Raw genomic sequence first — 13,909 nt, forward strand, 5'->3', positions numbered from 1 at the left:
CACTTGCCATCGGCGCATGTCACCCTCGCCGGGTGCCGTAAACGGGAGGGTCAGGATGACGCAGATCGTCGCTCGGATGGACAAGCGTGCGAATCGTGGTGAGTACTGGTGGGCTGGGTGGACCGCAGCGGCTTGCCTGCAGGTTGTGCTGGCGACGATGCCAGGTTCGGGCCAGGCCGCGCAGATTGCGCGCTTCTCGCCGGAGGGCGAGGTCTCGCGCGTGCGCCAGGTGGCGATCCGGTTCGACGAAGCGATGGTGCCGCTGGGCGACGCACAGGCAAGCCCGCCCGCGGTGGTGTCCTGCAGCGGCAGCGCAATCGCCGGACAGGCGCGCTGGGTCGACGCGAAGAACTGGGTGTTCGATTTTGCGCGCGACCTGCCGCCCGGCGTTAAATGCGCGGTGCGCATTGTCACGGGCCTGAAGAGCGAAGCAGGCAAGGCCTACGCCGGCAAGCCGGAGTACCGCTTCGAGACCGGCGGCCCGACCGTGGTGACGGCGCGGCCAAGTGGCGGCGAGATCGAGGAAGACCAGGTATTCGCGTTGCGCTTCAACGGGCCGGCCACCGCCGACTCGGTGCGCAGCGCCGCGTGGTGCCAGGCTCAGGGCCTGGGCGAGCGCATTCCGGTGCGGCTGCTGGGCGGCAAGGAGCGCGAGGCCGTGCTGGCCGCGCTGCACTGGAAGCTGAAAGCCGGCGAGGCCGACACCGTGCACCTGCTGGCCTGCCAGCAACGCCTGCCGTCCGGCGCGCGCATGCAACTTGTGCTGGGCGGCGGCATTGCCACGCCGTCGGGCCTGGCCACGCGCGACGAACGGCGCTTCGACTACACCGTGCGCGAGCCTTTCACCGCCAGCTTTACTTGCGAACGCGAACGCGCGCAGTCGCCTTGCACGCCGTTGCGCCCGATCTCGCTATCGTTCTCGGCACCGATCTCGCGCAAGGATGCCGAGCACATCCTGCTCAATACGCCGAAAGGTCCGCGGGCTCCGCAATTCGAGCCGGGCGCGGCGCGCGACGCGCCCGTCAGCAGTGTCACCTTCACCCCGCCCTTTGCCGAGAAGACCGAGTTCACGCTGTCGGTACCTGCCGGCCTGAAGGACGACAGCGGCCGCGTGCTGTCCAACGCCGACCTGTTCCCCCTCAAGGTAAGCACGGCCGCGATGCCGCCGCTGGCCAAGTTCCCGGCCGCGCCGTTCGGCGTGCTTGAGCGCTTTGGCGAGCTGCCCAAGGGCAAGTCGCCGGCCGACTTCCCGGCGCTGCTGCCGGTGACGCTGCGCAATGTCGAAGCCGACCTGCCCGCGCTGGGCGTGCGCGCACAGGCCGGCACCGTGCGCCGCCTCAAGGTGGACGACGACGGCGCCGTGCTGCGCTGGTACGGGCTGGTGCGCCGGCTGCACGAGAGCAGCTGGACCCGGGGCGAACTCGATGCCATTCTCTCGGGCCGGTCGCCGTCCGCCGTCAACAACCCGCGCAACGCGCCTTCCATCGAGACCCGTTCGATCTCGCTGCTCGATGGCGCGGCCGGCGCGCGCAAGCTTGCCATTCCGCAATTGTCGGAGCCGGGCGGCAAGGCGCCGCGCCCGTTCGAGGTGGTGGGCATTCCCTTGCCCGAAGCCGGCTTTCACGTGGTGGAAATCGCTTCGCCGATGCTGGGCGAGGCACTGCTCGGCAAACCGGCGCCGATGTACGTGCGCACCGCCGCGCTGGTGACTAACCTTGGCGTGCATTTCAAGCTCGCGCGCGGCCCCGGCAAGATGATCGCGCTGGCCTGGGTCACCACGCTCGACGACGGCAAGCCGGTGGCCAATGCCGCCGTGGCGCTGCGCGATTGCAGCGGCAAGCTGCTGGCATCGGGCCGCACCGATGCCGCCGGGCTGGCCAGTTTCAACGGCGTGGACGACGTGCGCGAACGCAGTTGCGACGACACCGGGCTGTCAGGCTATTTCGTCTCCGCGCGCATTGCCGCCGACCATCCGCAGGCGCGCGGCCAGGCCGACATGGCCTTCGTGATGTCCGGCTGGAACCAGGGCATCGAGAGCTGGCGTTTCAACGTGCCGACCGACACCAGCGTGGTGCCGGATGTGCGCGCCCATACGATCTTCGATCGCACCTTGCTGCGTGCTGGCGAAACGGTGTCGATGAAACACGTGATCCGCACCGAGACCGCGAATGGTTTCGCGCTGCCGCCGGCAGGCGATCCCTTGCCGGAGAAGATGGTCATCCGTCACGAAGGCAGCGGCCAGACCTACGAGCAGCCGGTGCAGTGGCGCACCACGGCCACCGGCGGGCGCAGTGCCGAGAACACCTTCGCGATTCCGCAGGCGGCCAGGCTGGGTATCTACTCGGTATCGTTCAGCGATGCGAAGGATCGCGTGCTGGACAGCGGCAGCTTCCGTGTCGAGGCCTTCCGCCTGCCGGTGCTGGCGGGGACGCTCAAGGCGGGCAGCGGCGGGGCGCTGGTGGCGCCGCCCGAGGTGCCGCTCAACCTGGAAGTGCACTACGTATCGGGCGGCGGCGCGGCGGGCCTGCCGGTACAGGTGTCGGCACTGCTGCGCGACAAGTACGTGCGCTTTGCCGACTACGACGGTTACGCCTTCGATGCGCCGCGCAAACCGCGCAAGGACAGCAGCGGCGACGAGGACGAGAGCGAGGACGGCGCCGCGCAGCGCGAAGAGGCGCAGAAGCTGGTTGCCGACAAGCTGCCGCTCAGGCTGGACAAGAATGGCAGCGGCGCGCTGAACCTGAAGAACATGCCCAGGCTGGATGCACCCAAGGACTTGGTGGTGGAGTCTGGCTTTGCCGACCCCAACGGCGAGATCCAGACGCTGCGGCAAACCGTGCCGCTGTGGCCGGCTGGCGTGGTGGCGGGGATCCGCACGGAGAGCTGGGTTTCGGTCAGGCAGAAACTTCTCGTACATGCCGTGGCGCTCGATCCGCAAGGGCGGCCGCAGGCCAATGTGCCGATCGCCCTGCGCGCGCAACTGCGCATCACCACGTCTGTGCGCAAGCGCGTGGTGGGCGGCTTCTATCGCTACGACAATCGCAACGAGAGCAAGGATCTCGGCAGCGTGTGCGAGGGCAGGACCGACGCGCAAGGCCGCATGCAATGCGAAGTCTCGTTGCCCGAGGCCGGCCAGGTGGAACTGATCGCGCAGGCCAGGGATAACGCGGGGCGCGTATCGCAGGCTGCCACCTCCGTGTGGGTGACGCGGCAGGGCGAACTGTGGTTCGGCGGCGAGAACAACGACCGCATCGACCTGCTGCCCGAGAAGAAGGCGTACGCGCCGGGCGAGACCGCCGTGTTCCAGGTGCGCATGCCGTTCCGCCACGCCACCGCGCTGGTGGCCGTGGAGCGCGAGGGCGTGCTGGAAACCAGCGTGGCGGAGCTCAACGGGCGCGATCCCACCGTGCGGGTCAAGATCAGGCCGGAGTGGGGGCCCAATGTGTATGTGTCGGTACTGGCGCTGCGCGGACGCTTGCGCGAGGTGCCCTGGTATTCCTTCTTCACCTGGGGCTGGCGCCAGCCGGGCGAGTGGTGGCAGGCGTTCCGCAGCGAGGGCCGCGAGTATGCCGCGCCCACTGCGCTGGTCGATCTGTCCAAGCCGGCGTTCCGTCTCGGGCTGGCGGAGATCCGCGTGGGCAACGAGGGCTACAGGCTCGATGTGAAGGTGACGCCGGACAAGACCAGTTATCCGGTGCGCGGCAAGGCGCAGGTGGCGGTGCAGGTGAAGCTGCCCGACGGCAAGCCCGCGGCCAACGGCGAAATCGCGCTGGCCGCGGTCGATGAAGCGCTGCTGGAGCTGATGCCGAACACAAGCTGGAACCTGCTCGACGCCATGCTGCGGCGGCGCAGCTACGGCGTGGAGACCGCTACCGCGCAGATGGAAATCATCGGCAGGCGCCACTACGGACGCAAGGCGGTGCCGGCCGGCGGCGGCGGCGGCAAGAGCCCCACGCGCGAACTGTTCGATACCTTGCTGCTGTGGAATCCACGCGTGCAGCTCGACGGCGAAGGGAGGGCCACGCTGACGGTGCCGCTTAACGATTCGCTCACGCGCTTCCGCATCGTCGCCGTGGCGGATCTGGGCGTGAGCCGCTTTGGCAGCGGCAGTGCCAGCATCGCCGCCACCCAGGATCTGCAACTGATCTCGGGCCTGCCGCCGCTGGTGCGCGAGGAGGATCGTTATCGCGCGATGTTCACCTTGCGCAACACGACACAGCGCGCGATGACGGTGCAAGCCGTGGCGCGGGTGAATCCGCCGGCGCAATCCGGACAAACGCAGGCGTTGCCGGCGCAGACCGTGGAGATTCCCGCCGGCGAATCGCGCGAGATCGGCTGGGACGTCAGCGCGCCGCTGTTGCTCGCGGGATCGCTGGTGCAGGAGGGCACGGTGCAGTGGGAGGTCGAAGCCACGGAGGCCGGCAAGACCACCGGCGCCAGCGATCGCGTGAAGCTCTCGCAGCAGCTGGTGCCTGCGGTGCCGCTTACCGTGCAGCAAGCCACGCTGGCGCAATTGGCGCCAAACCTCTCGGTGCCGGTGCGCGCACCGCAGGGCGCGCTCGCGGACGCCACGGGCCAGCCTCGCGGTGGCCTGCAGGTGAACCTGCAAGCTTCGTTGGCCGGCGGCATGCCTGGTGTGCGCGACTGGTTCCGCAACTATCCGTTCTCGTGCCTGGAGCAGCGCGCCTCGCGCGCGGTCGGGCTGGGCGATGCGGCGCAGTGGAACGCGCTGACCGCGCAGTTGCCCGGCTATCTCGACGACGACGGGCTGGCCGCGTATTTCCCGCTGCAAAACGAGGGGAATGCCGGGAGCGAAGTGCTGACCGCATACCTGCTGGCCGTGTCCGACGAAGCCGTGCGCGCGGGCCTGCCGCTGCGCCTGCCCGACGAGACGCGCGAGCGTATGGAGCGCGGGCTGGCCGCCTTCGTCGAGGGCCGCATCAAGCGCGAGCGCTGGGCGCCCACGCAGGACCTGGAAGTGCGCAAGCTGGCCGCGCTCGAAGCGCTGTCGCGCAACGGGCACGCGCAGGCACGCATGCTAGGGTCGATCCAGCTCCTGCCGGCGCAGTGGCCGACTTCGGCGCTGCTCGACTGGATCGCCGTGCTGTCGCGCGTGCAGGATATCCCGCAGCGCGACGAGCGGCTGGCGCAAGCGCAGCAGATCCTGCGCTCGCGGTTGACGGTGCAGGGCACGCGGCTGGCGTTTTCCACCGAGCGCGACGATAACTGGTGGTGGCTGATGAGCGGCGGCGATTTCAATGCGGCGCGCCTGCTGTCGCTGTCGCTCGACCTGCCCGGCTGGAAGGCGGAAAGCGCGCAACTCGCTACCGGCCTGCTCGGCCGCCAGATGCGCGGCGCCTGGGGCACCACCACGGCCAACGCGTGGGGCGCGCTGGCGATCACGCGCTTCGCGCAAGCCTTCGAGAAGACGCCGGTGGCGGGCGCGACGCGCGTGACGCTGGAGGGCGTGCCTGAGGCCGCACGCAGCTTCGACTGGGCGCGCGCTGCGAAGGTCGATGGCGTGGCCGGAGGCAGCGTCAGCCTGCCGTGGCCACACGCCGGTGTTGCCGCCAACCTGCGCGCCGACCAGGAAGGCGCGGGCAAGCCCTGGGCCACCGTGCGCGCGCTGGCGGCGGTACCGCTGGCCTCGCCGCTGTCGGCGGGCTACCGCATTACGCGCAGCGTGACGCCGGTGGAGCAGGCGGTGGCGGGCAAATGGTCGCGTGGCGACAGCTATCGGGTGAAGCTCCAGATCGACGCGCAGGCCGATATGACCTGGGTGGTGGTGAGCGATCCGGTGCCTGCCGGCGCCACCATCCTCGGCAGCGGCCTCGGGCGCGATTCGGAGATCGCCTCGCGCGGCGAGCGGCGCAAGGGGGCATGGCCCGCATTCACCGAGCGCACGCCGCAGGCCTTCCGCGAGTACTACGCCTACATGCCGCGCGGCAGCGCCACGGTGGAATACACGGTGCGGCTGAACAACGCCGGCGAGTTCGCGTTGCCGCCCACGCGGGTGGAGGCGATGTACGCGCCCGATGTGTTCGGCGCGCAACCCAATGCCAGACTGACCGTAGGAGCACGCCCTTGAGCTGGCTTGCGATGATGATGCCCGCGCGGGTGCGCGAATGGTGGCTGGCAGGCACGATGGCCGGGCTGGTCTACGGCGGCCTGCTGGTCACTGTGGCGATGGATTCGCCGCCCGGTGCGCCGTTGAATGGGCAGATTGCCTTCCAGCCGGTATGGAAGACGGCGATGGCGCTGCTGCTGGTGCGCGCGGCGCATTTCCACCCGCCGCGCCGCGAGCGGCGCTGGCTGATGGCGGCGCTGCTGTTCTCGGCGATCGGAGACTTCCTGCTGGCAATGCCGTGGCTGTCGTTCTCCTTTATCGGCGGGTTGGGGGCCTTCCTGATCGCGCACTTCGCTTACCTTGGCTTGTTCTTGCCGATGGCAGGCGACTGGCGGGCGCATCGCCTGCTCGCCTGCGGCATGGTGCTGGGCGCGGCCGGCGTCATGCTCGGGCGCTTCTGGCCCAACCTGGGCACGCTGGTGGTGCCGGTCTCGGTTTATGTGGTGGCGCTGGCGTCGATGGTTTGCGCCGCGCTGGTGGCGAAGCTGCCGACGGCGCTGGCGGCTATCGGCGCGGTGTTCTTCGCCGTGTCCGACGGTTTGCTCGGCAGCGCGCGTTTCCTGGTGCCGTTCGATACCTTCGCGCTTGGCATCTGGTGGACTTACGCGTTCGCGCAGGTGTTGCTGGTGGCCGGCGTGGTAGCCGGGCGAAACGAATGAATGCAAGCCGGTACGCCGTGCGCGCCGTCTTCCTCGCTGCCTGCATGGCGAGCGCGCAGGCCCATGCGCTACCCACCTTCGATAGCGTGCGCGCAAGCTGGCGCAGTGCAGACGTAGTAGTTCTGGACCGCCACGGCGAGCCTTTGTCGCGCGTGCGCGATGACTTCCGGGCGCGCCGCGGCGACTGGGTCGCGCTGGCGGAGGTTTCGCCGGCGGTGCGCACCGCCATCGTGCTGTCGGAGGACCGGCGCTTCTATGCGCATAGCGGTGTCGACTGGCAGGGTGTGGCCGCCGCCGCCTGGGCCAATCTGTGGAACACCCGCACGCGCGGCGCGTCCACCCTGACCATGCAGCTCGCGGGCCTGCTTGACGAAGACCTGCGGCGCGCCGAGGGCGGGCGCAGCGTGAGCCAGAAGATGGCGCAGGCCGTGCGCGCCGCGGCGCTGGAGCGCAGCTGGAGCAAGGACCAGATACTCGAGGCCTATCTCAACCTGGTGCCGTTCCGCGGCGAGCTGGTGGGATTGTCCGCGCTGTCGCAGGCGCTGTTCGGCAAATATCCCAGCGGGCTCGACGCACGCGAGGCGGCGCTCGCGGTGGCGCTGGTGCGCGCGCCCAATGCACGCGCGCCACAGGTGGCGCAGCGCGCCTGCGGCATCCTGCGCGAACAGCAGTTGCCCAAGGCATGCGACGGGCTGGACGGCTTTGCGCAACTGGCGTTGCTGCGCAGTGGCGGCGGTGCGGGCAGCGCATCTGCATCCTCCGCACAGGCGTCGGCCCTGGCGCCGGATCTCGCACCGCATCTGGCGCGCCTGCTGGTCGCGCAAGCGCGTGCTGCGGGCACCGTACCGCCCACCATCACATCCACCCTCGATGCCGGCTTGCAGCGCGTCGCTTCGCGCAGCCTGGACCGTCATCTGCGCGAACTAGCCGGACGCAACGTGGAAGATGGCGCGGTGGTGGTGATCGACAATGCCAGCGGCGATGTGCTCGCCTACGTCGGTTCGTCAGGCGCCCTGTCCGCGGCCGCGCAGGTCGACCACGCGGCGGCGCCGCGCCAGGCCGGCTCCACACTCAAGCCTTTTCTGTACGAGCAGGCGCTTGAGGCGCGGCGGCTGACCACGGCATCCCTGCTCGACGACCGGCCGGTCAACCTGCCCACCGGCGGGGGCGGCGGGCTCTATGTGCCGCAGAACTATGACCGCCAGTATGCGGGGTGGGTCAGCATGCGCGCGGCGCTGGCTTCCTCGCTCAACGTCCCCGCGGTGCGCACGCTGGTGATGGTGACGCCGCATCGGTTCCACCAGCGCCTGACGGCACTCGGGCTGCCGCTGGCGCAGGCCGGCGACTACTATGGCTACAGCCTGGCGCTGGGCAGCGCCGACGTACCACTGGCCGCGCTCACCAACGCGTATCGCGCATTCGCCAACGGCGGGCGCTACGCACCCGCGCGATGGCGCACCGATGCGGCGCCCGGGGCGGCGCGCGCCGTGATGTCGCCGGCTGCCAGCTACCTGGTGGCGGACGTGCTGTCGGACCGCCACGCGCGTGCGCGCACGTTCGGTCTCGACAGCCCGCTCACCACGCGCTTCTGGACCGCGGTCAAGACGGGTACGTCGAAGGACATGCGCGACAACTGGTGCGTGGGCTGGTCGCAGCGCTACACCGTGGGGGTGTGGGTGGGCAACGCCAGCGGCGCGAGCATGCACGAGGTGTCGGGGGTGTCCGGCGCGGCGCCGGTGTGGCACGAAATCATGGAGGCACTGCACCGCTCGGTGCCGAGCGTGGCGCCGGCCATGCCCGCGGGCGTGGAGCGCGTACCGCTGCGCTTTGCCGATGATCTCGAACCCGCGCGCGAGGAAGTCTTCCTGACCGGTACGGCATTGCGCATGGTCAACCTGGCCAGCGCGGATAGCGCGCGCGGCGCCCGTACGGACAAGCAGGGCAGCGGTCAGGATCGCGTGGCCGCCATCGCCATTGCAAGTCCCGCCGACGGCACCGTGTTCGCGCTTGATCCCGATATCCCGCCGACGGCGCAGCGTGTATGGTTCCACGCCGAAGGCGTCAGCGGGCGGACCGCGCAACGCGTCAGCTGGCGCATGGACGGCAAGCCGCTGGGACGCGGCGGGCAACTGGCCTGGCTGCCATGGCCGGGCCGGCACCAGGTGGAACTGCTGGATGCCGCCGGCAAGGTGGTGGACCGGATCGGCATCGAGGTGCGCGGCGCGGTGGCGAAGGTGCCGCTGACTATGCCGGCTCCGGCGCGGATCCGGAGCGATGCGGCAAGCGCGAATGACTCAGGAAGCCGAACACCAGCGCCGCCGACACCACGGTGATTGCCGCGAGGATATACAGCTGCAGGTGGAATGCGTCGCCGTAGGCTTGCACCAGCGCATGCTGGCCGGCTTGCGGCAGCAGGGACATGGCGCGCGGCAGGTCGCCCATGGCGAGCCGGTGGGCGGCTTCCGGCAGTGCTGTGGCGGGCCCGGCGATGTGCAGGCCATGCAGCCTGGACTCGGCGAGTCCCGTGAGCACGGCGCCGACGATGGCCAGCGCAATGCCTTCCCCGGCGACCCGCGTCGTGCTGAAGATGCCTGTGGCCATGCCGGCGCGTTCCCTGGGCACCACGCTCACGGCCAGGCCATCCATCAAACCCCAGGGCAGGCTGATGCCGAGGCCAATGGTCAGCATGGGCAGCGCCAGCGCCGCGCCTGGCTGGCCGGGCGCGCATTGCGCCAGCCACAGCAAGCCGCCGGCGCAGACCAGCAAGCCCAGGCCTGAGATGAATCCCGCCGTGAGCCAGCGCGTCAGCTGGCCGGCCAGCAGCGGCACTACCAGCATGGGGGCGGAGAGGGCAATCATCATGCGCCCTGCTTCCATCGCGCTGTAGCCCTCGATGCCGATCAGGCGGATGGGGAGCAGCACTTGCAGCACCACATAGGAATACGCTGGCGCGGCGGCGAGGAATTGCACGCCGACAAAGCGCGGATAGCGAAACAGCGACAGGTCCAGCATGGGTGTGCGCACGCTCCGTTCGATGACGATGAACGCCGCCAGCAGTACCACCGCGCCCGTCAGCTGGATGATCACCGGCGGGCTGCTCCAGCCGTTCTCCGGTGCGCTCAATACGGCATAGGTGAACAACGCCAGCGCGCCCGTGAAGGTGGCCGCACCCGGCCAGTCGAGCCCGGCGGCGGCGGGGTCGCGCGACTCGCGCATGCAGCGGGCGCCCGACACCAGCGCGCATGCGGCGATCGCGGTTGCGCTGAGAAACACTGAGCGCCAGCCGTGGTGCTGGATCAGGAATCCGGCTAGTACAGGGCCGAACGCCAGTCCGACGCCGAAGGTGGTGCCCAGCAAGCTGAAGGCGCGGGTAGCGGCCTCGCCCTCGAACTCTTGCGCCAGCGCTGCCATGCCGCCGGACAATGCCGCGGCGCCCGCTACCCCCTGCGCTGCGCGCAGGAAGGCGAGCCAGACGGTGTCGGGTGCCGCGCTCAGGGCCAGGGAGGTGAGTCCGGAGCCGGCGATGCCTGCGATGAAGACGCGCTTGCGTCCAAAGCGGTCCGCCAGTGCGCCGGCGGCCATCAGGCAACTCCCGAAACTCAGCATAAAGGCGTTGGTGACCCAGCTCAGCGCGATGGGGCTGCCGCCAAGGTCATCGGATATCGCCGGCAACGCCACGGCGGGCCCGGTGAAGCTCAGCGGCATGGCCAGTGCCGCAAGGCAGACGGCGCTCAGGATCAACAGTTTTTGCGCGGTCTTGCGCACGGTGGGCTGTGCAGGTGTGTTCATCGGGAGTCCGTGTCGGGAGGCGAGGGGGAGCGGGCACGTTCGATAGCCGACTGCGCCACTCCGCGAAAGTGCACTGATGATAGGATCGCTTTAATGTTGCTTAAAGCACTGTGATTTCCGCTAATCACGGACAAAAATTCTCTAATGGCCCGGTATGGATAGTCTCAGCGGTTTGTATGCCTTCGTGCGCGCAGCGGAGTCGCGCAGTTTCGTCGCCGCAGGGCGGCTGCTCGGCGTATCGTCATCCGCCATCGGCAAGAGCGTGATGCGGCTCGAATCCCGGGTCGGCATTCGCCTGTTTCACCGCAGCACGCGCCAGATCAGGCTGACGGAGGAGGGCGAGCTCTTCTTCGAGCGCTGCCGGCGCATCCTCGGCGAAATCGATGAAGCCGAACTCGAGTTGACGCGGCTGAAGGAGGCGCCGCGCGGCCGGTTGCGCATCAGCGTCCCGGCGATCGGCTATCGCCTGCTGCTGCCGGACCTGGCCGCGTTCTGCGCGGCTTATCCGGAGATCGAGTTCGACCTGGACTTCAGCGACCGCATGGTCAATGTGGTCGAAGAGGGCTTCGACATGGTGATCCGCAGCGGCGAACTGTCGGATTCCCAACTGATGGCCAGACGCCTGCGCCCATTCCGCTTTGTGGTTTGTGCTTCGCCCGGATATTTTGCGAGGCGTGGCATGCCGCGGCTGCCGAAGGACCTGGAGCAGCACGCATGCCTGCGCTACCGGTTTCCCTCCAGCGGGAAACTCCAGGACTGGGTGCTGGTGCAGGATGCCGGTGCTGAGGAATTACGGTTGCCGGCCGCCTTCGCGTTGAACAATATCGAAGCCGTACTGGCCGCCGCGATCGACGGCCTGGGCATTTGCTATGTGCCGGATTTTGTCGCGCAAGACGCGCTGCGCGACAAGCGCCTGGAAACCACGCTGGACGAGTACAACGTGGTCCAGGGTACGTTCTGGATGCTGTGGCCATCGAGCCGGCACATGCTGCCGAAGCTTCGGGTGCTGGTCGACTTCCTGTCCTGGCGGGAGGGTCAGGCTTGATCGTGAAGTTGCGCCTGGCTGGGGCCCGCCATGTTCCGTGGGGGGGCCCTCGGCTCTGGCTGCATGGGCATGAGCAAGTTGACGGTGCCCATGATGACGGAATTTATATTCGCAGTATCAATCACGCGGCATCTAGTTTAATCATTGCTATTAATACGGGTGATATACGTAGCCCGCATCGCAGTAGCGGGTACGCGTTACCCAGGTGGCGAGTTCGCCGATAATCCAGCATCGCGAACCGCCTTCGGAGTTTTCCGCCATGTCCCTTGTCCTGCTCGACGCCGCCCAGACCGCGGCCCGCCTGCCGTACCCCGCGCTGGCCCGCGCCATTGCCGGCATGCTGGCCGAACTGCGCGCCGGCACGGCCATGGCGCCGCCACGCATTGCCTTGCCGGTGGGCGATGCGGCCGGTGGTGAAGGCACGCTGCTGGTGATGCCGGCGCGTAACCGAGAACTGGTGATGACCAAGAACATCACCGTGCATCCCGGCAATCCGCGGCGCGGCCTGCCCAATATCCTTGGTGAAGTGGTGGTGGCCGACGCCCATACCGGGCGGCGGCTGGCGCTGCTGGACGGTCCCACCGTGACCGGCCGGCGTACCGCCGCCGTGTCGCTGCTGGCGGCGCAGACCTTCGCCCCGGAGCCCGGCGGCGAACTGTTGATCATTGGTGCCGGCGTGCAGGCCCAGACGCATCTGGAAGCCTTTGTGGCCGGGCTGGCGCCGCGTCGCGTGTGGTTGCATTCGCGCACGGCCGCCAAGGCCGAAGCCCTCGCCGCGCACGCGCGCACGCTCGGTGTCGAGGCGCAGACGGTGGCGGACGTGAGCGCCGTGCTGCCGCGCGTGTCGATGGTGGTGACCGTGACGTCCAGCCTGACCCCGGTGCTGCCGGACCTGGATAGCGGATTGTGGCGCGACGCGCATTTCATTGCCGCGGTCGGCGCTTTCCGCCCGGAGATGTGCGAGCTGCCACCGGCTTTGTGCCAGGCGGCTTCGGCGCATGGCCGGCTGCTGGCCGACACATTGTTCGGCATCGAGGAGGAGGCGGGCGACCTGCTGCAGGCGGGCATCGACTGGGCCACCGTGCAGCCCTTCGAGCAAGCCATTCTCGCCGCCGATGCACTGCGCGCGCGCAAGGGCAGCCCGCTGGTATTCAAAAGTGTCGGCTATGCCTTGTGGGACCTGGCCGCCTGTGTGCTGGCCAGCGCCGGACCCGAGGCGGGCAACCCGGCGGCCTGACACCTTCATACTGTGCTTCGGGAGCCTCGCCGGCCGGTGGACTACGGGAATTCCCTTGTCCAAAGTAGGCCTATACCGCGCAGTAGGATTTTCGGCCGGCGGGCGTCGCATATTCGGTACAGTTTTGAACGCGATTTCGCCGTGATTTGTCGCTTTTATAATGGTTAACCCGCGCTTTAGGGTGAGCCTTCTACAAATGTGTTAAGCGCTTGAAACAGACGGGTCATACCAAGCAGGATAATGCGTGCCTCGGGTAGAGAATTAACTAGGAGTAAGAGGCATGTCCCATAAAAAGATCCTGCTGGCCAGCGTAGCCATGCTAATCGCCGGTGCCGCGCAAGCGCAAAGCGCCGGCAGCAACATCGTCAGCCTGGGCTGGTTCCGCGTGATGCCGACCAGTTCCGCCGACCCGCTGGTGGTCGATAGCATCAACGGTGCTCCCGTTGGCCTGACCGAGACAGGTACCAGTGCCAAGATCAAGTCCACGGATACGCTTGGCATCGCGTTTACCCACTACTTTACGGACAATATCTCGGGTGAATTCGTGGCCGGCATCCCGCCGAAACACGATGTGCAGGGCTCGGGGTCGTTTTCCAAGTACGGCACGCTGGGCAATGTGAAGCAATGGAGCCCGGCGCTGCTGGTGAAGTACCACTTCCTGGAAGCGAAGTCCAAGTTCCGCCCCTATGTGGGCATCGGCGTGAACTACACGTGGTTCACCGATGAGACCATCAGTAACCAGACGTTTGTGAAGTCCGAGTTCGGCCCGAAAGCCACGATGTCGGCCAGCGCCAAGAGCTCGTGGAACCCGGTCTTCAATATCGGCGCCAACTATGCCGTGACCGACAACTGGTTTGTCGGCCTGTCGGTTTCCTACCTGCCGCTGTCCAGCACCGCTACGCTGACTACGCAGAACGCCGGTCCGGCGGGCAATGCCACCGTGGTGTCGCACACCAAGATCAAGATCGATCCGGTAGTGACCTTCCTGAACGTCGGCTACCGCTTCTAAGCTGCCGTATCGCCAGAAAGCAAACGGGCGCCTCTCGCGAGGC

General features: G+C 68.2%; 7 protein-coding genes. 6 read left to right on the top strand and 1 reads right to left on the bottom strand.

Translation table 11 applies throughout. The annotated features are described in order from the left end of the window. The first annotated feature begins 55 nt into the window (after nt 1-55). The 3 genes from CF70_RS14605 to pbpC are packed head-to-tail and all read left to right on the top strand — an operon-like array spanning nt 56 to nt 9,119. Entirely contained in the window at nt 56-6,088 is a 6,033-nt protein-coding gene (locus tag CF70_RS14605; RefSeq protein ID WP_035865661.1) for an MG2 domain-containing protein, read from the top strand. Next, complete coding sequence (locus tag CF70_RS14610) at nt 6,085-6,786, top strand: lysoplasmalogenase (RefSeq protein WP_035865664.1); 702 nt, start codon at nt 6,085-6,087, stop codon at nt 6,784-6,786. Before CF70_RS14605 ends, CF70_RS14610 begins: the two co-directional genes overlap by 4 nt. Continuing rightward, a complete protein-coding gene (gene pbpC / locus CF70_RS14615; protein ID WP_081862175.1) occupies nt 6,783-9,119 on the top strand; it encodes a penicillin-binding protein 1C in 2,337 nt (778 codons plus the stop codon). The genes CF70_RS14610 and pbpC overlap by 4 nt, the downstream gene beginning before the upstream one ends. On the opposite strand, the gene CF70_RS34890 is transcribed toward pbpC, so the two are convergent. Continuing rightward, on the bottom strand, nt 9,031-10,575 hold the full coding sequence (locus tag CF70_RS34890; RefSeq protein WP_081862176.1) for an MFS transporter: 1,545 nt from the start codon (nt 10,573-10,575) through the stop codon (nt 9,031-9,033). The genes pbpC and CF70_RS34890 overlap by 89 nt on opposite strands. Nucleotides 10,576-10,729: 154 nt before the next feature. On the opposite strand from CF70_RS34890, the gene CF70_RS14630 reads away from it, so the two are divergent. The 3 genes from CF70_RS14630 to CF70_RS14640 all read left to right on the top strand — a co-directional run bounded on the left by CF70_RS14630 (nt 10,730) and on the right by CF70_RS14640 (nt 13,866). Continuing rightward, nucleotides 10,730-11,620 (top strand): LysR family transcriptional regulator, encoded by an 891-nt coding sequence (locus tag CF70_RS14630; RefSeq protein ID WP_035865672.1) that lies wholly within the window; start codon nt 10,730-10,732, stop codon nt 11,618-11,620. Between the two features lie 259 nt (nt 11,621-11,879). Further along, a complete protein-coding gene (locus CF70_RS14635; protein WP_035865676.1) occupies nt 11,880-12,857 on the top strand; it encodes a delta(1)-pyrroline-2-carboxylate reductase family protein in 978 nt (325 codons plus the stop codon). Between the two features lie 280 nt (nt 12,858-13,137). Then, nucleotides 13,138-13,866, top strand: coding sequence for an OmpW/AlkL family protein (locus tag CF70_RS14640; protein WP_035865678.1), 729 nt, complete (start codon nt 13,138-13,140; stop codon nt 13,864-13,866). Nucleotides 13,867-13,909 lie beyond the last annotated feature (43 nt).

Origin of the sequence: Cupriavidus sp. SK-3 (genome assembly GCF_000611145.1) — a bacterium.
GTDB lineage: Bacteria > Pseudomonadota > Gammaproteobacteria > Burkholderiales > Burkholderiaceae > Cupriavidus.

Bases quoted from the DNA above. Each gene is read 5' to 3' on its own strand.
- CF70_RS14635 (WP_035865676.1), top strand. From the start codon at position 11,880: ATGTCCCTTGTCCTGCTCGACGCCGCCCAGACCGCGGCCCGCCTGCCG.
- CF70_RS34890 (WP_081862176.1), bottom strand. From the start codon at position 10,575: ATGAACACACCTGCACAGCCCACCGTGCGCAAGACCGCGCAAAAACTG.
- CF70_RS14605 (WP_035865661.1), top strand. From the start codon at position 56: ATGACGCAGATCGTCGCTCGGATGGACAAGCGTGCGAATCGTGGTGAG.
- CF70_RS14630 (WP_035865672.1), top strand. From the start codon at position 10,730: ATGGATAGTCTCAGCGGTTTGTATGCCTTCGTGCGCGCAGCGGAGTCG.
- pbpC (WP_081862175.1), top strand. From the start codon at position 6,783: ATGAATGCAAGCCGGTACGCCGTGCGCGCCGTCTTCCTCGCTGCCTGC.
- CF70_RS14640 (WP_035865678.1), top strand. From the start codon at position 13,138: ATGTCCCATAAAAAGATCCTGCTGGCCAGCGTAGCCATGCTAATCGCC.